This window comes from Duganella sp. LjRoot269 (assembly GCF_964254095.1).
In the GTDB taxonomy this organism is placed as follows: Bacteria; Pseudomonadota; Gammaproteobacteria; order Burkholderiales; family Burkholderiaceae_D; genus Rugamonas; species Rugamonas hordei.
Genome location: NZ_CAXUSL020000001.1, coordinates 2,584,612 through 2,610,318, shown reverse-complemented (window position 1 = coordinate 2,610,318; position 25,707 = coordinate 2,584,612). Strand labels below are relative to the sequence as shown.

Below are 25,707 nucleotides of genomic sequence, written 5' to 3'. Positions count from 1 at the left end.
AAACGATTTACATAATTATAATCACGATATGCGCAGTTTGTTACGCCTTGATGACGCACCTTACGATGCCTCCATCGCGCCGGTGGCCGCCTGCGCTTCGACCACCCGGTTGCGGCCACCCCGCTTGGCCGCCTGCAGCGCCTCGTCGGCGCGCTTGAACAGGCTCACGGTGGTGTCTTCGGCGCGTATCGTGGTCACGCCCAGGCTGGCCGTCATGTTGATCACCGCCTTTTCCGCCTTCACCGGCAGCGCCGCGACGGCGTTGCGGATGCGTTCGGCCACCATCAGCGCGTCCTCCAGCGAGGTGCGCGGCAGCTGGATAGCGAACTCGGCGCCGCCCAGGCGGCCCATCATGTCGGAATCGCGCAGCTGCTTCTTGCACACGTCGACCATGGCCTTGAGCACCAGGTCGCCAACCGGATGGCCGTAGTTGTCGTTGACGCGCTTGAAGTGGTCCAGGTTCAGGATGATCAGCGAGGTGGGCATGCCGGGCCGGCGCGCCAGCGCGATCCACGGCGTCAGCGTCTGGTAGAAGCCGCGCCGGTTCGGCACGTCGGTCAGCGGATCGACCACTTCCAGCCGGGCCAGCTCGCCCTGCAGCTTTTCCCGGCCCAGCAGCAGGTAGCCGAAGGCGCCGCTGACCATCATCAGGTACAGCGCGACGATGCCGACGCCCTGGATCAGCGCCGGGCTGACCCAGCCGGCGCCTTGCGGCAGCAGCGCCGTCAGCAGGCCGCGCGCCATCACGGCCAGCGCCAGCACCAGCATCGCCAGCACCAGGTAGCGCCGCAACAGGGTGCCGGCGCTCCAGCCCCGGCCCAGCGCGGCCGCGCCGGCGATAAAGAACAGGCCGACCGCCAGCGAGGCGATGGCGATGCGCCCGGCGGCCGGCACATCCATCAGCCAGGCGCCGGTGAACAGGCCGATGGCCACGCCCAGCGCCGGCAGCAGGTAGCGGCGCCAGACGCGGCGCCCGGCCTGCTCCCACAGCGCCGAGGCGTCCAGCGCGAAGCCGGCCAGCAGCAGCGCGTTGGCGAACGGGATGGTGAGGAAATCGGGCAGCGCGCCGCGCAGGTACAGCAGCCCCCAGGCCAGCGCCTGGAACTGCTTGGCCAGCGCCCAGGTGGACTGGCCGGCCGCCGGCTGAGCGCCGCGGCGGCCCTCCTGCTCAAAAAAGAACAGCGCCGCGCACAGGCTCAGATTGCCCAGCGCCAGCGCCAGCACCAGTGTTTTTATATCCATGACCCGGGGCCGGTCAGACCTCGTGCTCGACGTTGGTGCTGCCGTCGCCCATCTTGCTGGCCCAGGCGCGGGTGAAGAAGGCCTTTTCCGCCTCGCTCGGGGCGTCGTGCCAGAACACGATCAGCGTGCCCTTGTGGTCATGCAGCTGGCTGACCTTCTCGATGAAGGATTGTTCGCCGGCCATGTCGGCCAGCGCCACCACATAGCCGTAGACGCGGGTCAGGCGCTCCAGTCGGTCCGGTTCGGTGAAGCTGTTGGTGGCGGTAAGCGTAGGGTGGTCTAAAAACATCGTTTCTGTCTCCAAGAGGGCCGCCGGAGGGGCAAGGCCTGTGCTATCGCCAATGTACCTACAAATTTTCCGTCTGTAAATGCAATGTGGCTTACGGCGCGCATGCTACTATAAATTGCCCCTGTAAATCCACATTACGAACCAACTTGACCTCATCTGCCAACCGGCCGCAAGTGCGTACGCGCGGCGACAAGCGCTCGCTGGAGTTCCAGCCGGGCATGATCCAGAGCGAAATGCGGCTGTCGCGGCCGGACGACCTGGTGCTCAGCTATGCGCGCGCGATGATGTGCTTCGTGCTGTTTCATCCCAAGCCCGAGCACATCGTCATGGTCGGCCTGGGCGGCGGCTCGCTGGCCAAGTTCTGCTACCGCTACCTGCCGCACAGCCGCATCACCGTGCTGGAACTGCGCGCCGACGTGATCGCGCTGCGCGACCAGTTCGCCATCCCGCGCGACAACGCCCGCTTCCGCATCATCGAGGCCGACGCCACCGAATACATGGCCGGGCTGGCCGGCGTGGCCGACGTGCTGCTGGTCGACGGCTTCGACGAGCAGGGCCTGCCGCCCGCGCTGGGCAGCGCCGCCTTCTACGCCGACTGCCGCCGCGCGCTGCGGCCCGGCGGCGTGATGGCGGCCAATATCTTCAGTTACGACCCGAACTACGGCCCCATGCTGCGGCGGCTGCGCCAGGCGTTCCAGGGCCGCATCTGCTGGTTCCACGGCATCGCCGGCAACAACCGCATCCTGTTCGCGGTCAAGGGCGGCCAGCCGTCGCCGGCGCTGGCCATGCAGCGCAAGGTGGCGCGCAGCCACGGCCTGGCGCTACCGCTGCTCAACAAGCTGCTGGCGCACTGGATCGTGCTCAAGCTGCGCTGGCTGGGGCCGGACTGAGCCCGCCGTCCCGGCTTATTTGCTCCGCACCGCCACCAGCTCGATCTCCACCAGCGCCTTCGGCACCACCAGCGCAGCCACCTGCACCGTGGCGCGGGCCGGCTTGTTGGGCTGCGCCGCCGTGCCGAAGAAATCCTTGTAGGCGTCGTTCATGCCGGCGAAATCGAGCTTGCCGGCGGCGTCGGCCACCAGGTAGACGCGCATCTGCACCACGTCGCCCATGCCCAGGCCCTGCTCTTTCAGCGTGGCTTCGAACTGTTTGAAGATGTCGATCGACTGCGCCTTGGTGTCGCCCTCGTAGGACTTGGCCAGCTTGCCCGACAGGTACAGCGTGTCGCCGGCCCACACGGCGTTGGCGATGCCGCTTTGCGCGGTCTGGATATGCGTGACCTTGGTCTGCGCGGCGACAGGCAGGACGAACAGGGCGGAAGCAAGCAAAGCGACTGGCAATTTCATGGCGGTCCTTTCAGGGTGGGGAAATCAGGCGCGCACGCGCGCGGCGATGTTTTCAACGGCGCGGTGGGCCGACAGCACGGCGCCCTCCTGCCACGAACTCAGATAGCCGAGGTACTCGCCGGCAAACACCATCGGGCCGTCCGGCTGCTGCAGCAGCTTGTAGACGGTGTCGAGCTGTTCCGGCTTCCATTCGGCCCAGGCGCCCAGGCTGTAAGGCACTTTGGGCCAGGCGATGTTGATGCCGCCGCGCACCATCGCGCGGTAGCCGGGATGGAACAGCTCGCCCACCGCCAGCGCCTTCTCGATGCGCTCGGCCACCGGGTAGCGGCCCATGTCGTCGCCCGGCTCGACGCCGAAGCAGTAGGAGCCGACCAGCACGCCGTCGGCCTTGCCGATGCCGTGCGACGGATAGAGGATCTGCGTGACGTCGCGGGTGGTCCACGACAGGCCGCCGTAGATGCCGTCGTCCTGCTCCCAGAAGCGGCGCGGCGCGTAGAACGCCGTCTTGGAGGAGGTCGCATATTCCACCCCGGCGATGGCTTGCTGGTAGTCCGGCGCGAAATCGTTGGGTATGCCGCGCAGCACCGTCAGCGGCAAGGTGCAGATGACGAAATCGCTGTCGATGGTGGTTTTTGCGCCGGTGCCGTGGTGGCAGACCACGCGCGCGCCGGCGGCGGTCTTGCGGATCTCGTCGACCACCGTGTCGTAGCGGATCAGGTGGCCGACCCGCTTGGCGAACGCCATCGGAAACTGGTCCATGCCGCCCACCGGCTGCAGCATGGTGCCGGCCTGGTCGAAGTCTTCGGCGAACTCCGCCTTGAATTGCCAGAAGTCCGCCCGCAGCAATTCGGCCAGCGGCAGCGGCTGGCGGATGGTGCCGTGCGGCGTACCGGGCGCCGGCGTGACGGCGTAGCCGCTGCGCGCCGTGCCGCGGAAACGGCCGTCGCGCTGCAGGTCGCCGAAGCCGGCGATGGCGGCCAGCAGGCGCTCGCGGTCTTCCTTGCCCAGTTCCTGCTCCAGCTGCCCGGTCGACACGGCCTTGCCCAGCATCTCGGCGAAATAGCCGTGGCCGTCCCCCAGCACCTGCTTGGCCTGCACCGGCTTGCCGCCGAAGGCGCGGTCGTCCTGCAGGTAGGCGGCGCGGTTATCGTTCATCATGATTTCCAGCGGCACGCCGAATTCGCGGCAATAGCCCAGCACCGCGCGGTGGTGGTGCGAGATCCGCGCCGGCCCCGGGTTCATGTACAGGTGCGGCGCCTTGGGCCAGCGCGCCTGCTGCGGGCCGTCGGCCTGGTCGATGCGGTCGCCGCCGCGGATGGTCCAGCTGCGGCCGCCCGGGCGGTGGCGCGCCTCGAGCACGGTGCAGGAGAAGCCGGCCTTGGCCAGCTGGTAGGCGGCCGTCATGCCGGCCACGCCGGCGCCGAGGATGGTCACGCGCTTGCCCTTGCCCAGCCCGCCGGGTAGCAGCGGCGGCCCCTTGTAGGCCAGGTCCTCGCCCCAGGCCAGGCTGGCGCAGCCCAGCGCGTCGAGGGCGGCAAACGCGGCCGCCGCGCCGCCGGTGCGGGCGACATGGTGGAGGAAACTGCGGCGCGAGACGGCATGATCATGGGGCATGGTCGGGGCTCCTGCTGGCGAAGAATTGGCAATATAGCATGTTCGCCGCCTGCCCTCCCCCGGACCGTGGCTGGCATAAGACAAGCACCGGCAAGCACTGTCGCAAAGGCATGACTTGTGACACACTTGCATAAAACTATCTTCAGAAAGCGCAGCATGCCGCTCTTCCGCAAATCTTCGCCGATTTCGCTGGCGGCGGCTCTCACGCTGGTCACCGGCATGGCGGTGACCGGGTTGCTGTTCGTGGCCGTCAGCGCGCTCGAATACGGCAAAATGGAACTGGGTTTCCAGCAGCGCGCCCAAGTGCGGGCCGCCGCCATCCGCCGCGGCCTGGACGACACGCTGGAACTGGTCACCATCCTCAACGACCTGTACACATCGTTTGGCAGCGTCAGCCGCGAGCAGTTCGCCGATTTCACGCGGCCGCTGCTGCTGCGCTACCCGTTCGTGCAGACCTTCAACTTCCACCGCGTGCTGACCGACGAGCAGGCGCGCGCCTACGAAGCCATGGTGCGCCAGGGCTTTCCCGGCTACCGCATGCACGACGCCGGCAACCGGCCGATGGCGCCGCGGCGCCAGCACGTGATCGTCGACTACCTGGAACCGCTGGACGGCAACGAGGCCGCGTTCGGGCTCGACGTGATGTCGCTGCCGATGGCCGCCACGGTCAGCCAGGCGGCGGCCGCCGGCACCACGCTGGCCACGCCGCTGATGCGGCTGGTGCAGGAGCGCGGCAACCAGAAGGGCTTCGTGCTGCTCAAGCCGGTGTACCGCCCGGGTGCGCAAACGGCCACCGCCGAGCAGCGGCGCGCGGCCTGGATCGGCAACACCGGCGCGGTGATACGCTCCACCGACCTGATCCACAAAATCCTGCAGGGCGCCGAGCTGCTGGACGACCACGAACTGGTGCTGCGGGTCTACATCGGCGACGACGTGCGCCCCGACAACCTGATTTTCAGCCAGGGCCAGGCGCCTGAACAGACGGCCGCCGCCAAGCCGCTGCAGCGCTGGTTCGCCTTCGACTACCACGACATCTACACCAGCACCTTCAGCGCGGCCGGCAAGTCCTGGCATGTGCTGGTGGCGCCGCTGCCGCGCCCTTTCCTGTCCAGCCACCTCGGTTCGCTGTCGACCCTGATCGGCGGCCTGCTGTTTTCGATGCTGACGGCGGCCTTCGTCAACTCGCTGGCGCGCCGCTCGCTGCGCGTGCAGCGGCTGGTCGACGAGCGCACCCATGCGCTACAACTGAGCAACGAGCGCTTGAACGAAGACGTCGCCGCCCGCAAGCGCACCGAGGAAGCGCTGCAGGAAAGCGAGCACCGCTTCCGCCGCCTGCTGGCGCTGTCGTCGGACTGGTACTGGGAGCAGGACCGCGACTTCCGCTTCACCAATATCTCCGGCGGCTTCTTCGACAAGGGCATGCAGGACCCGGCGGATTTTCTCGGCAAGACGCGCTGGCAGCATCACCAGGAAATGCGCGAATCGCGCTGGGGCCAGGATCATATCGCGCAGCTGCAGGCGCACCAGCCCTTCTACAACCTCGAATACATGCTGTCGGGCACCGACGGCCGGCCCCACTGGTTCAGCACCAGCGGCGAGCCGGTGTTCGACCGCGACGGCAAGTTCTGCGGCTACCAGGGCACCGGCACCGAGATCACCGAACGCAAGCTGTCGGAGCAACGCATCCACCACATCGCCCACCACGACGTGCTGACCGGCCTGCCCAACCGCGTGCTGCTGCAGGACCGCCTGATGCAGGCGGCCGCCTTCGCCAACCGCAGCGGCATCCCGCTGTGGGTGATGCTGATCGACCTCGACCGCTTCAAGTTCGTCAACGACAGCCTCGGCCACAAGGCCGGCGACCTGCTGCTCAAGACCGTGGCGCAGCGGCTGCAGGACAGCGTGCGCGAGAGCGACACCGTGGCGCGCCTGTCGGGCGACGAATTCGTCGCCATCCTGACCGAATATCCGGACGAGGCGCTGTCGCTGGACGTGACCCAGCGCATCATGCGCGCGGTGGCGCAGCCGGTGCTGTTGGAGGGCAAGGAGTTCTTCGTCACCTGCTCGATCGGCGTGGCCGTCTACGATCCGGACGGCACGCCGGCGCAGCGGCTGATCGAGCACGCCGACATCGCCATGTACCGCGCCAAGAAGCTGGGCCGCAACAACACCCAGTTCTACCAGCCGGCCATGAACGAGGAGGCGCTGGAACGGGTGCGCATCGAGACGGCGCTGCGCAGCGCGCTGGAGCGCGACGAATTCGTGCTGCACTACCAGCCGCAGGTCGACCTGGCCAGCGGCCTGGTGGTCGGCATGGAGGCGCTGATACGCTGGCAGCATCCGGAGCTGGGCATGGTGGCGCCCCACCGCTTCATCGGCCTGGCCGAGGAGACCGGGCTGATCGTGCCGATCGGCGCCTGGGTGCTGAAGACCGCCTGCGCGCAGGCCAAGGCCTGGCAGGACGCCGGGCACGGCCCGCTGCGGATCGCCGTCAACCTGTCGCCACGCCAGTTCGGCGAGCCCAAGCTGCTGGGCGCCATCACCGAGGTGCTGGAGCAGACCGGCCTGCCGCCGTCCTGCCTGGACATCGAGCTGACCGAGGGCTTGTTCATGCACGACGTGGCGCTGGCGGTGGAGCTGCTGCACAAGCTCAAGGCGCTGGGCCTGGCGCTGTCGATCGACGATTTCGGCACCGGCTATTCGAGCTTCTCTTACCTGCGCAAATTCCCCATCGACGTGCTGAAGATAGACCGCTCCTTCGTCAGCGACATCGCCGAGGGCGGCGAGGCGGCCATCGTGGTGTCGATCATCGCGCTGGCGCACAACCTGAAGCTGCGCGTGATCGCCGAGGGCGTCGAGAGCGCGGAGCAGCTGGACTACCTGCGCCGCAACGGCTGCGATGAAATCCAGGGCTACTACTTCAGCCAGCCGCTGCCGGCCGGCGACTTCGAGCAACTGCTTATCGAGGGCCGGAATCTACGGACGATGCCGGCGGCGGCGTAAGGTGAGCTATAGTGGCGCTTTTCCTCGCGAGAGTAGCCATGGACCCGTCCCACATCCACCAAGCACCGTCGGCCGGCACGCCCGCAGTCGATCACCTGCGCTTCCATCGCCCGCTCGAACACCTGTCGAAGACGTTCGGCAGCGACGTGTTCGGGCTGAAGGCGGAGGCCTTCGCTCGCTTCTTTGGCACGCCAATTTTCCTCGGCGTCCAGACCGTCATCGTCGCCATCTGGATCGCGGCCAATGTGCTGGGATACACGCGCTTCGACGTGTATCCCTTCATCCTGCTCAATCTGGCATTCAGCCTGCAGGCGGCCTACGCGGCGCCGCTGATCTTGCTCGCGCAGACACGCCAGGCGGCGCGTGACAAGGCGCATTCCGACGCCGACGCCGAGCACCGCGAGGCGATCGCCGTTGCGTCGGCCAAGCAATCCGAACAGATGCTGGAGCTGCTGCGGCAGAACACGGAACTCACGGCCATCACCAAAACCATGGCGGAGCGCATCGAGAAGCTGACGGCGGAAATGCACCACCACTTCCTGCAGGACAAAAACTAGCGCTTTTCAACTACCGGCAGCGCGCATACATCAGGGAGGCACGCGGTTCGTCGCCCAGATTCGGCAGGACGGTGTGCCGAGCCAGCTTGCCTTCGCAGGTGAACCCGGACTTCTCCAGCGTGCGGGCGGATGCCCCGTTTTCGGCGTCGCAGGTTGCCTGGATACGAAAACAGGCCGGCAGCGCCAGTGCCGCGTTACAGAGGGCGCCGATCGCTTCAGGCATCAAGCCATGGCCCCAATGCCTGCGCTGCAATACATATCCGATGTCTACCGTATGCGGAAACAATCGAGCCTCCAGCATGCCAATGGGAATATCCTCGTCATGCCGGGCCAGTATGTACGCGCGGCTGATGCCGCTGGCCCACCCGCGCATGCAGTAAGCGATAAAAGCCTCCGTCTCGGCCAGGGCGCGGTGCGGACGCCATGTCATGTAGCGCGCCACTTCGATGTCCTGCGTGTACGCCTCAAAGAAAGCCGCCGCATCGGACTGGCGCGGTTCACGCAACATCAGTCTTGGGGTCGACAATTGGTCGGGAAGAGATAAGGTCATTGAATTGCCGGCCTCCGCAGGAATGCCAACAATATGCCAAAACCGACCATCAACGAACCACTGGCGCGATTGAACCAGCGGAATCCGCTCGCGCCGCCGGCCAAGCTCTTGAGCCGAGATCCGAGAACTCCGTAGATGCTGATGGCGACCAGCTCAAGCAACAGAAAAATCACGCCCAGCATGGTGAAACTCGCCGCGTAGGCCGAGCGGTCGACAAACTGTGGAAAAAATGCGGTAAAGATCAGGATCGCCTTGGGGTTTCCCGCCGCGACAAAAAACTCCTGCTTCGCCAGTCGGCGCAGCTTGACGGACGGGATTTCAACCTCGGCCTGGCTGCGCGCCATCGCATCCGACACCTCGACCGGGGGCGAGCGGAATAATTTGATGCCGAGCCATACGAGATAAGCGGCGCCGCCAAATTTCAGCATCGTGAACAGCGTCTCCGAGGCCAGCAGCACCGCCCCCAGTCCGAAACCGGCAATCGCGATCATCGCCGCAAACGCGACCAGGCGCCCGAACGCCGCCAGCACGGCATAGCGCACGCCGTGACGCGCACCGTTGGACAGCGACAACACGTTGTTCGGTCCGAACGCCATGTTCAGCGCAAAGCAAGCCGGAAGAAAAACCCAGTAATTTTGAAAGGACATGTGATCGACCATCTTTTGCCAATTTCATAAATAGTACTTTATTGCGAAGGGCATTGTCACTATGAGTAACGCCTTAATCGGCGCTACCGCCTGAAGTCAACGTGAAGCTGACGTGAAGACAGTGTTTGAAATTTGGCTGCACAATTAATGGCATGCGGGGCAGCTACTTCGCATGATTAGAAAAAAACATAAAAAAGGAGACATTTCATGAGATTAAATCAGGAGTCTTTTTATCAGAGGCTTTTTTTGGCACTGCTCTGGCTGGGGATCTTGGGCACAGCCTTGACAGGCTTCTCGTCAACGGCCAGCGCCGCTGTTTACGAGGCAGAATCCGGTGCATTGACAGGCGGCGCAGTGGTGCAAACCGACCATTCCGGTTACACCGGCACCGGCTTTGTCGGTGGCTTCATCGATGCCAATAAAGGCAACGCGCAAACAGCCATGACGGTGAATGTCGCAACGGCCGGGTCGTACACCTTGGGGCTGCGCTATGCGAACGGTACCGGTTCAAGCAGGACCATGAGCCTGTACATCAATGGCACCAAGCTCAAGCAGACTACGCTGAATGCGACCGCTGACTGGAACAGCTGGGCGACACAAAACGAAACCGCGACGCTGAATGCCGGAAACAATACCGTCGCGTACAGATACGACACGACCGACAGCGGCAACGCCAACCTCGATAGCTTGACGGTGACTTCAGCCGGAGCCGGCCCGGCTGACCTGGTGGTTACCAGCGTGACCTGGACTCCGGTCTCGCCGCAAACCGGCAACGCCATGGCCTTCAGCGCGACCATCAAGAACCAGGGAGGCACCGCCACCCCGTCGATCAAGCATGGCGTCAACTTCACCGTGGATGGCGTCCAGGTTGCCTGGTCCGACAACTATACGTCGTCCCTGGCGGCGGGTGCGTCGGTGACCCTGACCGCCAATGGCGGACCCGCAGGCGCCACGTGGGCGGCAACAGTGGGGTCCCACACGATTCAAGCCTATGTCGACGACCAGAACCTGATCGCCGAAGCCAATGAATCGAACAATACGCTGTCGGCGCCTTTCACCGTCACCGCGCCTTTTGGCGGTGTCGACCTGGTGGTCACGAGCCTGACCTGGTCGCCGACCAACCCGCAAGCGCCTGGCGCAGTGACGTTCACGGCCGTGGTCAAGAACCAGGGCACGGCGGCGAAACCTGCGGGCGTCAAAATCGGCGTCAGCTTCACTGTCGACGGCACCCAGGTCAATTGGTCCGACACGAATACCGCATCCCTGGCAGCAGGCGCTTCCGTCACGCTGACCGCCAACAGCGGACCCTCGGGCACGGCATCCTGGGCCTCGACAGGCGGAACGCACACGGTGCAAGCCTATGTCGACGACCAGAACCTGATCACCGAAACCAACGAGACCAACAATACCTTGTCGGCCTCCCTGACTGTCGGCGCCGCGCCGGCCTTGTCTAACGGCCTGTACCGGATTCGGAACTTCTGGCAACCGACGCTCTATCTGTTCGAGGCAGGCGGCAAGGTCATGTATGGGACGCCGGCGGCCGGCGACCTGACGTCGCAATGGGCACTGGTGGATCAGGGCGGACACAAGGCGCTTTGGAACGCATCGACCGGCAACTATATCTCGATCACCGGTGTGGCAAGCTCCGCCGATTCGATGACGACGATCTATGCGGACCCGGCACCGAACAACGTCTTGTTCGACATGCCGGCGGCATCGAACTCGGGTTACTACAACATCCAGAGCGTGGCTCAGAACTCGTGGTATACGACCATCGAAGGGCAGAAGGGATTTGCCCAGAGCTACGCCATCAGCAACGCCTGGGGCAGCACGCAATGGGCCTTTGAACTGAAGGGCGCCGTTCCCGCGCGTCCAGCGGCCAAGCCCGACCTGGTTGTCACCAGCATCACCTGGAGTCCAACCTTGCCGACGGCAGGCCAGGCCGTGACCTTCAGCGCCACCATCAAAAACCGGGGACCGGGCGCCACCCCGGCCGGCACGACGAACAAGATCACGTTCGCGGTCAACGGCACCGTGTTCACCTCGGTCAGCAACTACAGCAGTTCCCTGGCCGCCGGCGCCTCGATCACCCTGGCGCAAGACACCGGTACCTGGGCGATGGCCGGATCGGCGCCAACCATCACCGCGGTGGTCGACAGCAACAACGCGATCGCCGAGTCGGACGAGGCGAACAACGCGTTCAGCACCATCCTGAGCACGGCGACCTACGGCGCCTCCATGCCGTACACCACGTACGAAGCCGAAGCGGGCAGCTACACCGGCGCCTTGGTCTCGGGCAGCCGCGCGTGGGGCCAACTGTCGTCCGAGGCATCGGGCCGGGCCGCGGTGAAACTGACCTCCGCCGGCCAATATGCGCAAATCACCACGACCGCCGCCGGACAAGGGCTGGTGTTGCGCTACTCCATCCCTGATACCGCCAATGGCGCGGCCTACAACGCCGGTCTCAGCTTGTATGTCAACGGCGTCAAGAAGACCGACCTGGTATTGACCAACAAGTACAGCTGGATCTACGGCACCTGGGGCACCGAAGGCGGCAACAAGCACTGGTCGAACAATCCAGCGGCCACGCCGGCCAATCCGCACCGCTTCTTTGACGAAGTCGCCGTTATCCTTGACGCCTCCTACCCGCCCGGAACGACGATCAAACTGATGCGGGAAACGTCGAACCTGAACTTCTCGACCACGGCCAGCGTCACGGTGGACTTCGTGGAGCTGGAACCCATCCCTGCCGCGCTGACCATGCCATCGAATTTCGTCAACATCACCGCCTACGGCGCCGTCGCCAACGACGGCATCGATGACACCACGGCCATGAACAACGCGATTGCCGCGGTCGTCGCTTCGGCTGGCGCCAAGGTCGGCGTCTGGATTCCTGCGGGCACCTTCGACTTCAACAACGGCGTCGCCGGCCCGGGCTGGAGTGGCGCGGGCACCCGTATCTACCTGCCCGCCGGGGTTTCCCTGCGGGGCACCGGGATCTGGACCAGCACGCTGCAAGGCGACTTCGCCGGCGTGTATGCCAAGGGCGGCAACAGCAATTTGTCCGACCTGAAAATCTCGGCCGACGACGTGCTGCGTGATGACGACGATGGCGTGTCGGGTGCGGAAGGCAACTTCAGCAATTCGACGATCAACAACGTGTGGTTCGAACACACCAAGGTCGGCGTGTGGACCACTCAGTCGTACAGCCAGGCCGGATTGGTCAATAATGCCACCGTCACCAACTGCCGCATCCGCGACACCTGGGCCGACGGCTTGAATCTCCACTATGGCACAAGCAACAGCACGGTCTCCAACAATGTCGTGCGCAACACGGGCGACGATGGCTTGGCCATGTGGTCGGATACGCATCTGGATACCGGCAACACGTTCCAGAACAACACGATCCAGCTGCCTGGCCTGGCCAACGGCATAGGCATCTACGGCGGCGAGAACAATGTCGTCAAGGCCAACCTGATTGTCGACATCATCGACAATGGCGGCGGCATCCAGTTCGGCACCAACTTCAGTCCGCCTTCGCTCACCGGCACGCTGGACATTTCCGGTAACAAGCTGGTGCGTGCGGGTTCGTATCACCACGACTATCTCTACAACATCGGCGCGATCTGGGAATACTGGGTTGCCAGCTCGGGCAAGATTGCCAACCCGACGATCACGCTGAGCAACAACCTCATCGAGGACAGCACGTATGCGGCGGTGTTGAGCGAGGAACCGTCGACCGGGGCTTCGGTGACACACACCGGTACCCAGATCGTCACCAGCGGCACCTACGGCGTGGAGATCCGTGCCACGGCAGTGGGCGCGGCAACCTTCAACACCACCACGGTGAGCGGCGTGCCGCAGGCGCATTTGAAAAACAACTCCAGCAGCTTCACGGTGAATGGCGTTATTCCCTGATGCACCGTTGCGGCAATGATTGAGTGGAAGTGAGAAAACTCCGGCCTGGCGCCGGAGTTTTTTTACCTCAGCTGAGTTAAACCACAGCGGTGCTGAACGAATCGGGCCGCCGCGCAAGCAGATGAGACAGCCGTTGAAGAGCCGCCTGTAAACGTCCACGGTCCTTGATGCTACCCAAAGAGATCCGAATTGCATTCACGGATCCGCCGCCAGTTGCGAATGCCTCCGCCGGCGTGACTGCGATGCCCTCGCTGCCGGCTGCACGCGCAAGCTGTGATGAGTTCCAATGCCCCGGCAACTCGAGCCATACATGCAGGCCGTCTCCGGAGCCGCTGTACCGCCCCGCCAGAATATCCCGAGCCATCCGGTTGCGCAGACGCGCCTCGTTGCGTACGCCTTCCATCAATCCGCCAGCCGAGCCGTCGAGGATCCACTGAGTGGCCAGTGCGGCCGTCAGGGGAGCGACCATCAGCGCAAATGATCTTGGCGCGACCAGGAAACGTTCGCGTTCGTGCGGATCGCGTATCAACACGAAGGCGATGGTAAGTCATCAGCAATTCATTATCGGCCATCATCAGTACTTGAGACAAACCCTGCTTCAACATGTCGTCGAAGTCCACGCCATCCGGCGGTGGCGGGGTATTCATGCTCAGGTCGAGGATGGCGGTCAAGTCGACTTTCGGCGCCGCGACATAAGTGCCTCGAGCGCCGCGGCCCTCCAACAGGTTGCGGCGCCGGGCTTCGGCGTATGCGCGCGTGATCGTCGTCAGATCGACGTCCAGCTGTGCTGCCAACCTGCGCTGCGGCGGTAGACGGTCACCCGGTTTCAGCGATCCGCCTGCCACCGCCGCCTGCAACGCATCCGCAATCTGCAGAAAACGCGGACCGCCATTGGAGGCCAATTGCGGCAGCCAGATTGGCGCCTCTTCGTCTTGTATGGCTTTCAACTGGGACATTTTGTCTCAATGTATGGATATTGCTTTCAAGTAGTATGCAGGTAATAACCTGGAATGTTCAAAATGATGGAATGGATACCTGTAGTCTTCGTTACGTTCAAGTTTCTCGTGCTCGCCACGGGCATGTACTACGCCATCAAGTGGCATTACGATCAAGGGAAGAAGGGAAAAACGGAGGAGCGGCGCGCGGTGCTGCGGGCGAGCGGCAAGGTTGCCGCTCTCTTCATGCTGTCGCTCCTGGGCCTGGGGCTCGTCACCTTCGGCCTTATCAGGATGCTCGGTATGGACTTGACCTTTCCGATACCTTAGTGCTTGGGGGAAGGCTCTGAGATTGTGACTGCACCCAGCAGGGACTCGCCAACGACATATTGCGCGCGAAGTTCTTCGAACGTATAGGACTCTTCGTACTTATAGCGAATGCAAGCGGCGTTCAACAGGCGCCAGGCACCGCGCGCCGCATTTGCCTTTGCTCCCATGTTAAAGGTGCCAATCCAGGCTAGCGAGGCGGCTCCGATAAATGCAACGACTCTGATAGATCCCGCCGGAACCGTTTCTGACCCCGTAAAGGTTGCAACAAAAAGGGAGCAAACCACACTTAGCGCCCCCAGCATTGCATACAGCCGCATGAGTCTTGCTGCCATCCGGTCCCATTGGTCGAGAGCGGCCTTGATCTCTTCAGGTATTGATCGATTTTGCAACGTGGTCATCTGGATGGCTCCTGTGTGCGGATGGTGCAGGTGATGATAGAGCGAAATTATCCTATCTGCAATGAAGACTTCCACGCGGCTCCATAGACAACAGCGCGCGCTTCACTCGACATCACTCCTGCTTGTCATCGCTGCCCGGCGCCTTGAACAGGTCCTCCAGCTCGGCGCGGCTGGTCGGCTTGCGCGCCACGCCCTTGCGGCCGCTGAATTCCTCTTCGATGTTGTCGCGGTAATAGCTCCACGCCGCGCCCGAGGTCGACAGCTTGCGCCACACCTCGGTGCCCACGCCCGAGTAATCGATCGCCGTGCCGTCGTCGAACTCGACCCGCAACTGGCGCTCGCGCGCATCGTATCCGATGGCGCGCAGCTTGCCGGCGTTGATGCGCTTCATTTCCATGATGACTCCCCCTATCGGTTCAGGCCTTGCGCGCGCCGTGCACCATCTGGCGCGCCTGCTTGCGCAGCAGCGCCTGGTCCCAGCGCTGCCGCTGTTCGTCGTTTTCCGGCACCAGCACCGGCACTTCGACCGGCTTGCGGTCCGCATCCACCGCCACCATCGTGAAATAGCAGCTGTTGGCGTGACGCACCAGGCGCTGCTGGATATTCTCGGTCACCACGCGGATGCCCACCTCCATCGACGTGCGTCCAGTGTAGTTGATCGACGCCAGGAACGTCACCAGTTCGCCCACGTGTATCGGCTGCAGGAACATCACCTGATCCACCGACAAGGTCACCACATAGCTGCCGGAATAGCGGCTGGCGCAGGCGTAGGCCACGCTGTCGAGGTATTTGAGGATGGTGCCGCCGTGCACGTTGCCGGAGAAATTGGCCATGTCCGGCGTCATCAGCACGGTCATGCTCAGTTCGTGGGCCACCCAGTTCATTGGTTTTTCCATTGCTTGCTCCCTAGTGTAGTTTGTTCCATGCTATCCGCTAAACTTGTCATCCGCAAATAGTTATCAAAAACATCTACGGATATCGTATGCTTTGCGCTTCACGCATAAAGGAGCAGCGCTCATGAAATGGAAAGTCCTGGCCGCCGGCATGATGCTGGGCATGGCCGCCACCGCACAGGCCGCCCTGACGGCCGATCAGGTCCACACCTTCACGCTGGCCAACGGCATGAAGTTCATCGTGCTGGAATCGAGCACCATCCCCAACGCCAATATGTACACGTTCTGGAAGGTCGGCTCGCGCAACGAGGCGCCCGGCATCACCGGACTGTCGCACTTCTTCGAGCACATGATGTTCAACGGCTCGAAGAACTTCGGCCCGAAGATGTTCGACCGCACGATGGAAGCCAAGGGCGGCTCCAACAACGCCTACACCAGCAACGACCTGACCGTGTACCAGGACTGGTTCCCGGCGTCGTCGCTGGAAACCATCTTCAACCTCGAGAGCGACCGCATCGCCCACCTCTCCATCGACCCGAAAATGGTCGCCAGCGAGCGCGGCGTGGTGCTGTCCGAGCGCAGCACCGGGCTGGAGAACTCCAACATGCGCGCGCTGCGCGAGGAAATCAACGGCGTGGCCTTCCAGGCGCACCCGTATTCGTGGCCGGTGATCGGCCATGAGTCCGACATCAAGGCGTGGACGCAGGAAGACCTGCAGCGCTACTTCACCACCTACTACGCGCCGAACAACGCGGTGTCGGTGATCGTCGGCGACGTCAAGACCGACGACGTGAAGAAGCTGGCCACCAGGTATTTCGGCGGCATACCGAAGCGCGCGCTGCCGCCGGCCGTGCGCACGGTGGAGCCTGAGCAGAAAGGCGAACGCCGCGTGTTCGTGGCCAAGGAATCGGCCACGTCGGCCAACCTGGCCATCGCCTACAAGATCCCGCAGGCCAACAGCCCCGATTACTACGCGCTGGAAGTGCTGCAAAGCCTGCTGGCGGACGGCAAGACCTCGCGCCTGTACAAGGCGCTGGTCGAGCAGCAGCTGGCCACGCAGGTCGGCGCGGGCAGCATGGACGGCTTCGATCCCGGCCTGCTGTACCTGTCGGCCGTGGCCACCGCCAAGACCGCACCGGCCGCGCTGGAAAAAGCGCTGCTGGCCGAGGTCGACAACGTGGTCAAGAACGGCGTGACGGCCGAAGAGCTGCAAAAGGTCAAGAACCAGAAACTGCTGAACCTGTACCGCGAACAGGAAACCATCAACGGCAAGGCCCAGCAGCTGGGCAACTACGAAGTCTTCTTCGGCGACTACAAGAAGATGTTCGACGCCCCCGCCGCCTACGAAAAGCTGACGCCGGCCGACATCCAGGCCGTCGCCGTCAAATACCTGAAAAAATCGCAGCGCACCGTCGGCGTGCTGGCCGCGAAGGAGGATTGATCACATGAGCAAACACATTATCGCCAAGACCGCCCTCGCCGCCGCGCTGGCGGCCGTCGGCGCCAGCGCCGACGCCGCCGATTTCCGCCTGCCGGCCTTCGACACCGTCACCTTGCAGAACGGCCTGACGGTCTACCTGATGGAACGCCACGAGGTGCCGCTGATCTCGGTGCGCGCCGTGGTCAAGGCCGGCGCCGTCAACGACGCCAAGCAGCCCGGCCTGTCCAACCTGACCGGCGACGCCCTGCTGCTGGGCAGCAAGCAGCACGACAAGAAATCCATCGACGAAGCCTTCGACTTCCGCGGCGCCCGCCTGGCCGGCGGCGCCGGTACCGAAGCGAGCACGGTGCAGGCCAATTTCGCCCGCGCCGACACGGCCGCGCTGCTGCCGCTGTTTGCCGAAATCGTCCAGCAGCCGAGCTTTGACGACGCTGAGCTGGCCAAGCTGCGCGAGCGCAAGGTGAACGGCCTCAAGCAGGCCAAGGAAGCGCCGCGCAACGTCGTCGGCAACTACTACCGCGCCATGCTGTTCGGGGAGAGCCCGTATGCGATACCGGCCGGCGGCACGGTCAGCAGCGTCGGCGCGCTCAAGCAGGGCGACGTACAGCGCTACTACCAGCAGTACTACCGTCCGGACAACGCCGCCATCATCGTCGTCGGCGATTTCCAGGCCGCCGAGATGCGCAAGCAGATCGAGTCGCTGTTCGGCGCTTGGCAAGCCAGCGGCCCGGCGCCGGCGGCGCAGGACAACGGCAAGGTGCATGCCGACAAGGCCCGCGTGTGGCTGGTCAACAAGCCCGACGCCATCGAGACCACCTTCCTGATCGGCGGCGCCGGCATCGCCCGCAACGATCCGGACTACGTGCCGCTGCAGGTGCTCAACACCATCGTCGGCGGCCGCTTCACGTCGTGGCTGAACGATGAGCTGCGCGTCAACTCCGGCCTGACCTACGGCGCGCGCAGCGAGTTCGCCACCTTGTCGCAGACCGGCACCTTCGCCATCTCCAGCTTCACCGCGCTGCCGAAGACGGAAGCGGCCCTGGCGCTGGCGCACAAGACGTACCAGCGCCTGTGGGACAAGGGCATCGACAAGGCCACGCTGGAATCGGCCAAGGCCTACGTCAAGGGCCAGTTCCCGCCACGCTACGAAACCGGCGAGCAGCTGGCGGGCCTGCTGGGCGACATGTACGCGTCCAAGGTCGGCCGCGAGCAGATCGACAACTTCATGAAGGACGTCGACAGCCTGACGCCGGAGCGCGCCAAGGCGCTGGTGGACAAGCACTTCCCGCGCAACAATCTGCAGACGGTGCTGGTGGGGAAAGCCGAAGCGATACGGGGCATCGCCGCCCAATACGGCGACGTGACCGAACTGCAGATCAGCGCGGACGGCTTCCAGCCCTGAGGCCGCCATGCCAGCTTTCCGCATCGCCGTTGACGATGTCGTGGTCGCCACCATCAGCACGGACGGCCATGACATCATCGCCATCCGGGTCGCCGGGCAGCGTCACTGGGAAATGCCCGCCATGTTGAGTGCGGACGGTGGAAAATATCCGAAGGATGCGCCGTCCACGCACTTGATCTGGATACCGGAACAAGCGCTGCGGATTGGCCAGCGGGTCGACATCGATATGCTGGCGGACGGGGTCACCGCTCCGCCGGGCAGGACGATTGCAGAACTGTACCCGGACGAGCCGGAGGTGGACAAGGATTACGACTTCACGCTCACCGATGAGAAGCTCGCAGAACTTGCCAAGCTCGAAGTGCTTCATCCGCGGCATGCGTTCGAGTTTCGCGGATCGGATGGCACCTGCCTGTCTGCACGGACGCAACTGGGAGACGACGGTTACAGCCTCACCGTACTGTGGGACTGGGCACGTCCAGCTCAGGCGCGCCTGATGTTAGGCAGCTCCAACCTGGCCGACGCCCGGGCGGGCATCGAGAGACAATACCACGCCAGGGAAAACCTGGCTGTCGGCGCCAGCATATCGCTGCTGGTCAAGGACGCCGGTCCGCCGCATTAACCCGGCATCTGGCCACTAGGCTGCGGCCGGGTCCATCCGGCGCAGCTGCTGCTCGACGTCGTGCATCGCGATGGGGCAGGCGTCCAGCACCAGCGCCAACTGATCCCACGCGGTGGCGTTGGCGCCCTGCTTCAGCGCGCGCTCGGCCAGCCCTGCCAGGCCGGCCAGGCGATCGGCGCCGACGGTGCCGGCCAGGCCTTTGAGCGTATGCAGCGCCTGCAGGCAGCCTTCCACATCGGCGTCGGCGGACGAGGCTTGCAGCAAGGTCACCAGCTTGGCCGCTTCCACCGCAAAACTGCGCAGGGCGATCAGGTAGACCGATTGCAGCCCGCCCATCCGCTTCAGCGCTGCAGCGCTGTTGAGGCCGGCCTCGGGCAGCGCCGCCGCGCCATTGCCGGCATCGCCGCCGTCCGTCGCGGGCGCGGCCGCCGCGCCGATGCCAAGCACATGCCGGCGTATCACCTCGATCAACTGCGCCAGATCGAACGGCTTGCCGATGTGATCGGCCATGCCGGCGTCCAGCGCGGCCACGCGGTCCGCCGCCATGGCGTTGGCCGTCATCGCGACGATGGGCGGCGCGTCCGCGCCCAGCAGTTGCTGGATCGCATAGGTGGCTTCGTAGCCGTCCATCTCCGGCATCTGGATGTCCATCAGTATCAGGTCCGGCAGCTGGCGTGAGCCAGAGACGGCGTCGATCGCCATCTGGCCGGAACTGGCCACCTCCACTTGCGCGCCGTCGTTGCCCAGCAGTTCGCTCGCCACCTGCTGGTTGGCCGGATTGTCGTCCACCAGCAGCAGCCGCAAGCCCTCCAGCCGGCGCATCGACGGCACCGCCACCGCCGCCAGCGGCGTGCGCTTTTCCATGCGCGCGTCGGCCACCGCGTCGAACAGCATCGACGCCGTCACCGGCTTGACCACGAAGCCATCGAGCACCGGCTCCATTTCCGCGTAGCGCTGCGCCAGCAGCTCGCGGTCGTGCGCGGTGACCATGACGATCAGCGGCATCTTGCCGGCCGGCGCCAGCTTGCGGATCTGGCAGCTGGTCTCCCAGCCGTCCAGCCCCGGCATGCGCCAGTCGATGAAGACGATGTCGTACGCCTGCTGCCGCTCCAGCACGGCCCCGACGGCGGCCAGCGCCTCGTAGCCGCCCTCGGCGATATCGACCTCCCAGCCGAACGAGGCGGCCATCTCGCCGAGCACGGTACGGGCGATCGGATTGTCGTCCACCACCAGGCATTTCAGGCCGCGCATCGATTCCATCGACGGCATGCCTGCCGCAAATTCAGCCAGCGGCGCCTCCGGCTGCTCCGCCGCCACGCCGAACTCGACGACGAAATCAAACAGGCTGCCCTGCCCCGGTTCGCTGGTCACGCGCAACGTGCCGCCCATCAACTGCACCAGGCGCTGGCTGATCGCCAGTCCCAGGCCAGTGCCGCCGTAGCGGCGCGCGGTCGACGCCTCGGCCTGCGAAAAACCGTCGAAGATGCGCTGGCACTGCTCGTCCGAAATGCCGATGCCGGTGTCGCGGATCGCAAACGCGACCGACATCGCGCTCTCGCTGCGCGACAGCAGTTGCGCCGACAGCACGACCTCGCCCTGCTCCGTGAACTTGATGGCGTTGCCCGCCAGGTTGAGCAGGATCTGCTGCAGCCGCAGCGCATCGCCGATCACCAGCGCCGGCAATGCCGGGTCGATGCGGAACAGCACTTCGATATTCTTGGTGCCGACGTTGGCCGACAGGATCACCGCCAGGTCGCGCCACAGCTTGTCGAGCCGGAACGGATGCGGGTCCAGCGCCAGCTTGCCCGCCTCCACCTTGGAGAAATCGAGGATGTCGTTGAGCAGCCCCAGCAAGGCGCTGGCCGCCGAATGCGCCTTGGCCGCGTAATCCTGCTGGCGTTCGCTCATCTCGGTCTGCTGCAGCAGTTGCAGCATGCCCAGCACCGCGTTCATCGGCGAGCGGATTTCATGGCTCATGTTGGCGACGAATTCCGACTTGGCGCGCCCTGCCTTGTCGGCCTCGTCCTTGGCCAGCTGCAGCGCGACGTGCGCGGAGCGCGACTCGGTATGGTCGGTGCTGCTGCCGACCCAGCCCAGTATCCTGCCGCGCTCGTCCTTGCGTGGCAAGGCGCGGTTGTCGAACACCCGCCAGCTGCCGTCTTGGCGGCGCAGGCGGCAATCGACGCGGAATTCGTCGCCGGCCGCGGCGGCGCGGCGCCACTCGGCCTGCAGCGCCGCACGGTCGTCCGGATGCAGCACCGGCGCCCAGTCGCCCGCCGCGAGCAGCTGCGCGGCGGGAACGCCGCTGAAGCGTTCCCAATGGTGGCTCATGAAGTCGATGCGCAGTTCCGGCGTCACGGTCCAGACCATCTGCGGCAAGCCCTCGGTCAGCGAGCGCCAGCGCGATTCGGACTCCGTCAGCTGGGCCAGCGAGCCTTGCAGCGCGCGGTCGGTTTCGATCAGTTGCAGCAGCGATTGGTATTGCTTCCTCAGCGCATACCACACGCCCACCAGCAGCGCGGCCGCGAACGCCACCAGCAAGCCAAGGAAGATGATCGAGTTGCGCACCTCCTTGCGCCATGGCGCCAGGAAGTCCTCGCTGGCCAGGGCCACGGCCACGAAGATCGGATAGCCGCCGACCCGCTCCACGCTGGCGGTGCGCTCCATGCCGTCGCGCGGGCTGACAGTGTTATAAGTGGCGCTGTTGCGCTTGCCGTCGAGGATGGCCTGGGTCGGCGCCGTGACCTGGACGGCGGTGCCGATTTCCACCTCCTTGATCATGGGGTAGCGGTGGATCACGCGCCGCCGGTCGTCCAGCAGGACAATCGAGCCGTGCTGGCCGACGTTGAGCGACGAGAACAATTCGGTCAGGCGCGAGCTGTTCATGTTGACGTAGGCCGTGCCGCCGAAACTGCCGTCCGGCAGCGCCAGCGGATACACCAGCGGCAGCACCCACTCGCCGCTGATGCGCGACTTGACCGGCACGCCGATGATCAGGTCGTGTTCGGTCCGGGCGCGCTGGAAAAATTCGCGCACGCTCATGTCCTGCGGATGGGCCAGGTCGATTTCTTCGCCGTAGATCACGCGGCCGGCGGCGTCGGAGCCGCGCACGGAGCGCGCGTTGGGGATGCGCTCCCGCAGCGAGCGCAGGAAGGCGCTGAACTGGGCGTCGTCGAAGCGCCCGTCGCGGTGCATGGCGGTGAATTCCTTGCCGGCGCGGCGCATGGCCAGGTCGACTTCCTCGAAATGCGAGTGCAGGAAGTTTTCCAGCGTGATGGCGAGATTGTGGGAGGTTTCGGCAGCGTTGTCGTAGTAGCGCTGCTGGCTTTGCTGCAGCACATGGGCCACGAACAGCGACACCACCAGCAGCACAGCGGCGACCGCCGCCGCCAGCATGCCGAACAGTTTCCTGAACTTCCGCAAAGTTTCGAATTTCATGGCGTTTGGCGCGCTCTCATTGCTGTTTTATAACTCTACATTACAGCAAAAAAAACCCGCCGTGTACGCCACTAGCGTCTTACAAGCCTTGACTGGCGATATCGGCCAACGATTCCCTGCCCTTGTCGCTGATGTCGAAGCCGCCCTCGGCGCGCGGCACGATGTGGGATTTCTTGCCGAGGAACATGGCGACATCGGCATCGATGGCGCTGGCCGGGTCGGCCTCGATGGCGCGCAGGCCCAGCACGCAGCGGCGCAGGAACAGCGTCTGCTCGCCCTTGTCGGTCAGCGAGATGCGGCCGTTCTTGGCGATGGTGAACAGTTTCAGGCCGGCCAGGCGCTTGGTGTTGCGTCCGACGCAGGCGCTGACGCGCTCGCCCTTGATGCCGCGCTTGACTTCATCGAGTGCGTTGTATTCGTCCTGCGTTAATTTCTCATTCTTCATTGCTATTTTTTCCATAAGAGGCTGCTGCGGCCCTCATGGTACGCGCCCGGCCGGGGGACGGCAAGAAAATGCGCCCCCGCAGCCAGAAACGATAACAATGCGCGAGAAAATAAAGTGCGTTCAGAACGCTCGGATCGCCAGCCAGATCAGGCCGATGGAGGCAAACGCCGCTACACAAATCAAGGCTTGTACACGCTTGGTGCTCAGGGCAACGCTGCGACGGCCGAGGTAGATTTTGTTGTGTAATGAATTGCCCATGATGCTCTCCGTGAACGAAAAACCGATGACATGACTAAATTATAGAAACTCTTTCTTGACGCTGGTGTGACGAAGAACACAAACATGAAAATATGTATCCCTTGAGCAACAACCATCACACTTTCTCCCTTTACAAGATCAAGTCTTGATCGGCGGCTGTTTCGGCGTCGGCTCTTCGATCGGCGCCTGGTCGGGCAGCGGCATGTTGTCCGGCGGCGGATCTTTTTCCGGCTGCGGCGGCGGCATGTCGGGTTCGGGCGTGGTGTGGGCACGGATATCGGTAGCGGCCATGGCTGTTCTCCTTGAGTTGGCAGTCAAGTGACAGATCGGGCGCAAAGCGGAATAAACAAGCGGCCGATGCGGCGCCTGCGTGCGGCAGCGCACGCAGGCTGTCGCATGGCGTCGTCTGGCTTATTTGATGCGGAAAATCACGTCCACCGTTTGCGACCAGCGCAGCGCCTGGATCGACAGGAAGTCCTTCTCCGCCGACGAGGCGTTGGTGCCGCGACGGGCGTTGTAGAAGTCGGTCGGCATCAGGCCTACGGCATTGGTCAGGTTGCGCAATTGACCGGACGAGATCGCCGTCACCGCGCCCACCTTCTTGCCAAAGCCGGCAGCCATGCCTTCGGCGCGACGTTGCGCGTCCTTGATCGCTTCGGTCGTCAGTTCCTGTTCGACCTTGACGCGGTCGGACTTGCCGAAGGTGGTCGCCAGGCGGTCGATGTTGGGCTTGCCCAGCAAGCCCTGCATGACGGCGCGCCATTTGCCCAGGTCGCGCACGACGACGTGGACGGCGCTGCGGATTTCATACTCGGGCGCGGCGTTCGGATCGGCGTTGGCGGCGGCCTTACGCATTTCCTTGCGCATGTCGCGAAAGCCCGCCTCGGCCACGCTGTCGCCGGCTTGCGTATTGCCCTGCTCGGCCAGCAGCGCCTGGATTTCCGCCACCCGCGCCTGCACCAGGGCCACGGCGGCATTGCTGTCGGGGTCGAAGGCGCTGACATCGAAGTCGATCTCGCCCATGTCCGGCATGACGAATACAAAGCCTTCGCCGACGGTGTGGATGAACGGATAATCGGGCAGGTTGGACGCCTGTACGGCCAGCGGCAGCAAAGCGATGGCGAGAACGATTTTCTTCAGCATCTATCTTCCTTGGTAAGCGAGATGCTGGAGTATCCGGTATTTTTTACAAATTAACAACTTACTTGGCCTTGTTGATTTCGCTCAGCAGCACGAACGCTTCGTGATGAATGGCCGGCTCGGCCGCCTTGAACTCCTGGCTGGCCTTGACGTAGGCCGGCTTCTTCAGCTCCAGCTTTTCCGCCGGCGTCGGCTTCGGATCTTCCGGATACAGGCGCGGCGGGCCGTTGTAGGTCTGCATCAGCACTTTCTGGCCGTAGCTGGACTGGTAGTAGCGGGTCATCTCGGCTGCCGTCTCGGTACTGAGCAGGCGCGCCACCGGCAGCGCCAGGCGGCCGTAGATTTCTTCGGCGGGCAGCTTGACCACCTTGGCCATCACGATTTCGCGCTGCGCCGGGCTTGGATACTTGCTCATGCCGGCCGTGGTGCGCAGCATTTTTTCCGCCTGCATGGCCGCCAGCATGTCGTGCGCGGCCTTCACTTGGGCGGCGTCCGGCGCGGCAGTCGGGGCGGCGGCGGCCCAAGCCGCGCTCATCAGCAAACTGGCTGCGGCCAGCATTTTTATGGTTGTCATGTCTGCTCCTTGAATGATCGTATTGAATGGTGCCTTACCGCATCATATTGCTAAACTCGCAAACATGCCCACACGAGTAGAATGACGGCTTTCCACGCACGAGAACACCATCATGTCCAGCACGCCCCTCAACGACGACGAATACGATGACCTGGACGACCTGCTGGCCGCGCTCGGGCCGCAGGCTATGGACGTTTCGAAGCTGGAAGGATTCCTGACCGCGATCGTCATCGGCCCGCGCCAGCCGCCGCAGGAGCAGTGGCTGCCGCTGGTATGGGGCGCCGATCCGGCCGGCCAGACCGACGCGGCCACCAGCCTGGTACTGCGGCACTACCAATACATGGTCGAGTGGATGGCCAAGGATCCGGACAGTTTCGAACCGATCTACGAATGCGGCGGCACCTGGACCGCCGACGCGTGGTGCGAGGGTTTCCTGGCCGGCGTGCAGCTGGATGCGGAAAGCTGGGCCCCGCTGCGGGCCAGCCAGCCGGCCTTGCTGGCGCCGTTCCAGCGCGATGACGCCAACCGCGCCGCGAAGATCGCGCCGGCGGTGATCCAGATCCACGCCTTCTGGCACAAGCCCCTGCCCAAGGCGACCAAGGTCGGCCGCAACGATCCCTGCCCTTGCGGCAGCGGCAAGAAGGCCAAGAAGTGCTGCGGTTGAAATA

The 25,707-nt window shown here is 64.3% G+C and carries 24 protein-coding genes and 1 pseudogene; 9 read left to right on the top strand and 16 right to left on the bottom strand.

Annotated elements, in window-relative coordinates; all coding sequences use genetic code 11:
• Positions 1-60: 60 nt before the first annotated feature.
• Together ACSQ3S_RS11745 and ACSQ3S_RS11740 are read right to left on the bottom strand one after the other, a co-directional pair.
• Positions 61-1,242, bottom strand: a complete 1,182-nt coding sequence (locus ACSQ3S_RS11745) for a diguanylate cyclase (protein ID WP_436142455.1) — start codon at positions 1,240-1,242, stop codon at positions 61-63.
• Positions 1,243-1,255: 13 nt separating this feature from the next.
• On the bottom strand, positions 1,256-1,531 hold the full coding sequence (locus ACSQ3S_RS11740; protein ID WP_176653776.1) for a hypothetical protein: 276 nt from the start codon (positions 1,529-1,531) through the stop codon (positions 1,256-1,258).
• A 218-nt stretch (positions 1,532-1,749) separates the two neighbouring features.
• Here ACSQ3S_RS11740 and ACSQ3S_RS11735 point away from each other — a divergent pair, with 218 nt between their 5' ends.
• Positions 1,750-2,421, top strand: coding sequence for a transferase spermidine synthase (locus ACSQ3S_RS11735; RefSeq protein WP_413449117.1), 672 nt, complete (start codon positions 1,750-1,752; stop codon positions 2,419-2,421).
• A 15-nt stretch (positions 2,422-2,436) separates the two neighbouring features.
• Here the strand turns inward: ACSQ3S_RS11735 and ACSQ3S_RS11730 are convergent, their stop codons facing one another.
• The gene (locus ACSQ3S_RS11730) at positions 2,437-2,877 is read right to left on the bottom strand and encodes a Rid family hydrolase (RefSeq protein ID WP_436142454.1); all 441 of its coding nucleotides are present in this window, start codon (positions 2,875-2,877) and stop codon (positions 2,437-2,439) included.
• Positions 2,878-2,901: 24 nt separating this feature from the next.
• Positions 2,902-4,491 carry a flavin monoamine oxidase family protein gene (locus tag ACSQ3S_RS11725; protein WP_436142453.1) on the bottom strand — a complete coding sequence of 530 codons (1,590 nt, stop codon included), beginning with the start codon at positions 4,489-4,491 and terminating at the stop codon, positions 2,902-2,904.
• Between the two features lie 156 nt (positions 4,492-4,647).
• On the opposite strand from ACSQ3S_RS11725, the gene ACSQ3S_RS11720 reads away from it, so the two are divergent.
• Complete coding sequence (locus ACSQ3S_RS11720) at positions 4,648-7,494, top strand: bifunctional diguanylate cyclase/phosphodiesterase (protein WP_436142452.1); 2,847 nt, start codon at positions 4,648-4,650, stop codon at positions 7,492-7,494.
• Between the two features lie 38 nt (positions 7,495-7,532).
• Positions 7,533-8,051 (top strand): DUF1003 domain-containing protein, encoded by a 519-nt coding sequence (locus tag ACSQ3S_RS11715; RefSeq protein ID WP_436142451.1) that lies wholly within the window; start codon positions 7,533-7,535, stop codon positions 8,049-8,051.
• A gap of 10 nt (positions 8,052-8,061) precedes the next feature.
• On the opposite strand, the gene ACSQ3S_RS11710 is transcribed toward ACSQ3S_RS11715, so the two are convergent.
• Together ACSQ3S_RS11710 and ACSQ3S_RS11705 are read right to left on the bottom strand one after the other, a co-directional pair.
• Positions 8,062-8,601, bottom strand: a complete 540-nt coding sequence (locus ACSQ3S_RS11710) for a GNAT family N-acetyltransferase (RefSeq protein ID WP_413449091.1) — start codon at positions 8,599-8,601, stop codon at positions 8,062-8,064.
• Positions 8,598-9,248, bottom strand: a complete 651-nt coding sequence (locus tag ACSQ3S_RS11705) for a LysE family translocator (RefSeq protein ID WP_353402635.1) — start codon at positions 9,246-9,248, stop codon at positions 8,598-8,600. Before ACSQ3S_RS11705 ends, ACSQ3S_RS11710 begins: the two co-directional genes overlap by 4 nt.
• Positions 9,249-9,605: 357 nt before the next feature.
• Between ACSQ3S_RS11705 and ACSQ3S_RS11700 the strand changes: the two genes are divergently transcribed.
• Entirely contained in the window at positions 9,606-13,166 is a 3,561-nt protein-coding gene (locus ACSQ3S_RS11700) for a CARDB domain-containing protein (RefSeq protein ID WP_436142450.1), read from the top strand.
• A gap of 76 nt (positions 13,167-13,242) precedes the next feature.
• Here ACSQ3S_RS11700 and ACSQ3S_RS11695 read toward each other — a convergent pair.
• Positions 13,243-14,122: pseudogene (locus tag ACSQ3S_RS11695) on the bottom strand (GntR family transcriptional regulator).
• A 63-nt stretch (positions 14,123-14,185) separates the two neighbouring features.
• Between ACSQ3S_RS11695 and ACSQ3S_RS11690 the strand changes: the two are divergent.
• Positions 14,186-14,431, top strand: coding sequence for a hypothetical protein (locus ACSQ3S_RS11690; protein ID WP_436142449.1), 246 nt, complete (start codon positions 14,186-14,188; stop codon positions 14,429-14,431).
• Here ACSQ3S_RS11690 and ACSQ3S_RS11685 read toward each other — a convergent pair.
• From ACSQ3S_RS11685 to ACSQ3S_RS11675, 3 genes are read right to left on the bottom strand one after another with little or no spacing between them, the layout of a single operon-like run.
• Positions 14,428-14,904, bottom strand: a complete 477-nt coding sequence (locus tag ACSQ3S_RS11685) for a hypothetical protein (protein ID WP_176653767.1) — start codon at positions 14,902-14,904, stop codon at positions 14,428-14,430. The genes ACSQ3S_RS11690 and ACSQ3S_RS11685 overlap by 4 nt on opposite strands.
• 37 nt (positions 14,905-14,941) lie before the next feature.
• Complete coding sequence (locus tag ACSQ3S_RS11680) at positions 14,942-15,226, bottom strand: KTSC domain-containing protein (protein WP_176653766.1); 285 nt, start codon at positions 15,224-15,226, stop codon at positions 14,942-14,944.
• A gap of 19 nt (positions 15,227-15,245) precedes the next feature.
• Entirely contained in the window at positions 15,246-15,713 is a 468-nt protein-coding gene (locus ACSQ3S_RS11675) for an acyl-CoA thioesterase (protein ID WP_176654072.1), read from the bottom strand.
• A 133-nt stretch (positions 15,714-15,846) separates the two neighbouring features.
• Here ACSQ3S_RS11675 and ACSQ3S_RS11670 point away from each other — a divergent pair, with 133 nt between their 5' ends.
• Genes ACSQ3S_RS11670 through ACSQ3S_RS11660 form a run of 3 tightly spaced genes read left to right on the top strand, consistent with a single transcriptional unit; the run spans position 15,847 to position 19,184 of the window.
• On the top strand, positions 15,847-17,163 hold the full coding sequence (locus tag ACSQ3S_RS11670; RefSeq protein WP_436142448.1) for a M16 family metallopeptidase: 1,317 nt from the start codon (positions 15,847-15,849) through the stop codon (positions 17,161-17,163).
• Between the two features lie 4 nt (positions 17,164-17,167).
• Complete coding sequence (locus ACSQ3S_RS11665) at positions 17,168-18,565, top strand: M16 family metallopeptidase (RefSeq protein WP_436142447.1); 1,398 nt, start codon at positions 17,168-17,170, stop codon at positions 18,563-18,565.
• A gap of 7 nt (positions 18,566-18,572) precedes the next feature.
• On the top strand, positions 18,573-19,184 hold the full coding sequence (locus ACSQ3S_RS11660) for a hypothetical protein (protein ID WP_436142446.1): 612 nt from the start codon (positions 18,573-18,575) through the stop codon (positions 19,182-19,184).
• Positions 19,185-19,199: 15 nt separating this feature from the next.
• On the opposite strand, the gene ACSQ3S_RS11655 is transcribed toward ACSQ3S_RS11660, so the two are convergent.
• The 6 genes from ACSQ3S_RS11655 to ACSQ3S_RS11630 form a co-directional block, all read right to left on the bottom strand.
• A complete protein-coding gene (locus tag ACSQ3S_RS11655) occupies positions 19,200-22,622 on the bottom strand; it encodes a response regulator (RefSeq protein ID WP_436142445.1) in 3,423 nt (1,140 codons plus the stop codon).
• A 79-nt stretch (positions 22,623-22,701) separates the two neighbouring features.
• Positions 22,702-23,067, bottom strand: coding sequence for a hypothetical protein (locus tag ACSQ3S_RS11650; protein WP_176654071.1), 366 nt, complete (start codon positions 23,065-23,067; stop codon positions 22,702-22,704).
• 120 nt (positions 23,068-23,187) lie between these two features.
• On the bottom strand, positions 23,188-23,325 hold the full coding sequence (locus ACSQ3S_RS11645; protein WP_176653761.1) for a hypothetical protein: 138 nt from the start codon (positions 23,323-23,325) through the stop codon (positions 23,188-23,190).
• Between the two features lie 138 nt (positions 23,326-23,463).
• On the bottom strand, positions 23,464-23,616 hold the full coding sequence (locus tag ACSQ3S_RS11640; RefSeq protein WP_176653760.1) for a hypothetical protein: 153 nt from the start codon (positions 23,614-23,616) through the stop codon (positions 23,464-23,466).
• Positions 23,617-23,736: 120 nt separating this feature from the next.
• Positions 23,737-24,468 carry an SIMPL domain-containing protein gene (locus tag ACSQ3S_RS11635; protein WP_436142444.1) on the bottom strand — a complete coding sequence of 244 codons (732 nt, stop codon included), beginning with the start codon at positions 24,466-24,468 and terminating at the stop codon, positions 23,737-23,739.
• A gap of 58 nt (positions 24,469-24,526) precedes the next feature.
• Positions 24,527-25,039 carry a hypothetical protein gene (locus tag ACSQ3S_RS11630; RefSeq protein WP_436142443.1) on the bottom strand — a complete coding sequence of 171 codons (513 nt, stop codon included), beginning with the start codon at positions 25,037-25,039 and terminating at the stop codon, positions 24,527-24,529.
• 112 nt (positions 25,040-25,151) lie between these two features.
• On the opposite strand from ACSQ3S_RS11630, the gene ACSQ3S_RS11625 reads away from it, so the two are divergent.
• Entirely contained in the window at positions 25,152-25,703 is a 552-nt protein-coding gene (locus tag ACSQ3S_RS11625) for a UPF0149 family protein (protein WP_436142442.1), read from the top strand.
• Positions 25,704-25,707: the final 4 nt, after the last annotated feature.

What these genes read in the sequence shown, in the direction of transcription:
- ACSQ3S_RS11745 (WP_436142455.1), bottom strand. Translation starts at nt 1,242, where the DNA reads ATGGATATAAAAACACTGGTGCTGGCGCTGGCGCTGGGCAATCTGAGC.
- ACSQ3S_RS11740 (WP_176653776.1), bottom strand. Translation starts at nt 1,531, where the DNA reads ATGTTTTTAGACCACCCTACGCTTACCGCCACCAACAGCTTCACCGAA.
- ACSQ3S_RS11735 (WP_413449117.1), top strand. Translation starts at nt 1,750, where the DNA reads ATGATCCAGAGCGAAATGCGGCTGTCGCGGCCGGACGACCTGGTGCTC.
- ACSQ3S_RS11730 (WP_436142454.1), bottom strand. Translation starts at nt 2,877, where the DNA reads ATGAAATTGCCAGTCGCTTTGCTTGCTTCCGCCCTGTTCGTCCTGCCT.
- ACSQ3S_RS11725 (WP_436142453.1), bottom strand. Translation starts at nt 4,491, where the DNA reads ATGCCCCATGATCATGCCGTCTCGCGCCGCAGTTTCCTCCACCATGTC.
- ACSQ3S_RS11720 (WP_436142452.1), top strand. Translation starts at nt 4,648, where the DNA reads ATGCCGCTCTTCCGCAAATCTTCGCCGATTTCGCTGGCGGCGGCTCTC.
- ACSQ3S_RS11715 (WP_436142451.1), top strand. Translation starts at nt 7,533, where the DNA reads ATGGACCCGTCCCACATCCACCAAGCACCGTCGGCCGGCACGCCCGCA.
- ACSQ3S_RS11710 (WP_413449091.1), bottom strand. Translation starts at nt 8,601, where the DNA reads ATGACCTTATCTCTTCCCGACCAATTGTCGACCCCAAGACTGATGTTG.
- ACSQ3S_RS11705 (WP_353402635.1), bottom strand. Translation starts at nt 9,248, where the DNA reads ATGTCCTTTCAAAATTACTGGGTTTTTCTTCCGGCTTGCTTTGCGCTG.
- ACSQ3S_RS11690 (WP_436142449.1), top strand. Translation starts at nt 14,186, where the DNA reads ATGATGGAATGGATACCTGTAGTCTTCGTTACGTTCAAGTTTCTCGTG.
- ACSQ3S_RS11680 (WP_176653766.1), bottom strand. Translation starts at nt 15,226, where the DNA reads ATGGAAATGAAGCGCATCAACGCCGGCAAGCTGCGCGCCATCGGATAC.
- ACSQ3S_RS11675 (WP_176654072.1), bottom strand. Translation starts at nt 15,713, where the DNA reads ATGAACTGGGTGGCCCACGAACTGAGCATGACCGTGCTGATGACGCCG.
- ACSQ3S_RS11670 (WP_436142448.1), top strand. Translation starts at nt 15,847, where the DNA reads ATGAAATGGAAAGTCCTGGCCGCCGGCATGATGCTGGGCATGGCCGCC.
- ACSQ3S_RS11665 (WP_436142447.1), top strand. Translation starts at nt 17,168, where the DNA reads ATGAGCAAACACATTATCGCCAAGACCGCCCTCGCCGCCGCGCTGGCG.
- ACSQ3S_RS11660 (WP_436142446.1), top strand. Translation starts at nt 18,573, where the DNA reads ATGCCAGCTTTCCGCATCGCCGTTGACGATGTCGTGGTCGCCACCATC.
- ACSQ3S_RS11655 (WP_436142445.1), bottom strand. Translation starts at nt 22,622, where the DNA reads ATGAAATTCGAAACTTTGCGGAAGTTCAGGAAACTGTTCGGCATGCTG.
- ACSQ3S_RS11650 (WP_176654071.1), bottom strand. Translation starts at nt 23,067, where the DNA reads ATGAAGAATGAGAAATTAACGCAGGACGAATACAACGCACTCGATGAA.
- ACSQ3S_RS11645 (WP_176653761.1), bottom strand. Translation starts at nt 23,325, where the DNA reads ATGGGCAATTCATTACACAACAAAATCTACCTCGGCCGTCGCAGCGTT.
- ACSQ3S_RS11640 (WP_176653760.1), bottom strand. Translation starts at nt 23,616, where the DNA reads ATGGCCGCTACCGATATCCGTGCCCACACCACGCCCGAACCCGACATG.
- ACSQ3S_RS11635 (WP_436142444.1), bottom strand. Translation starts at nt 24,468, where the DNA reads ATGCTGAAGAAAATCGTTCTCGCCATCGCTTTGCTGCCGCTGGCCGTA.
- ACSQ3S_RS11630 (WP_436142443.1), bottom strand. Translation starts at nt 25,039, where the DNA reads ATGACAACCATAAAAATGCTGGCCGCAGCCAGTTTGCTGATGAGCGCG.
- ACSQ3S_RS11625 (WP_436142442.1), top strand. Translation starts at nt 25,152, where the DNA reads ATGTCCAGCACGCCCCTCAACGACGACGAATACGATGACCTGGACGAC.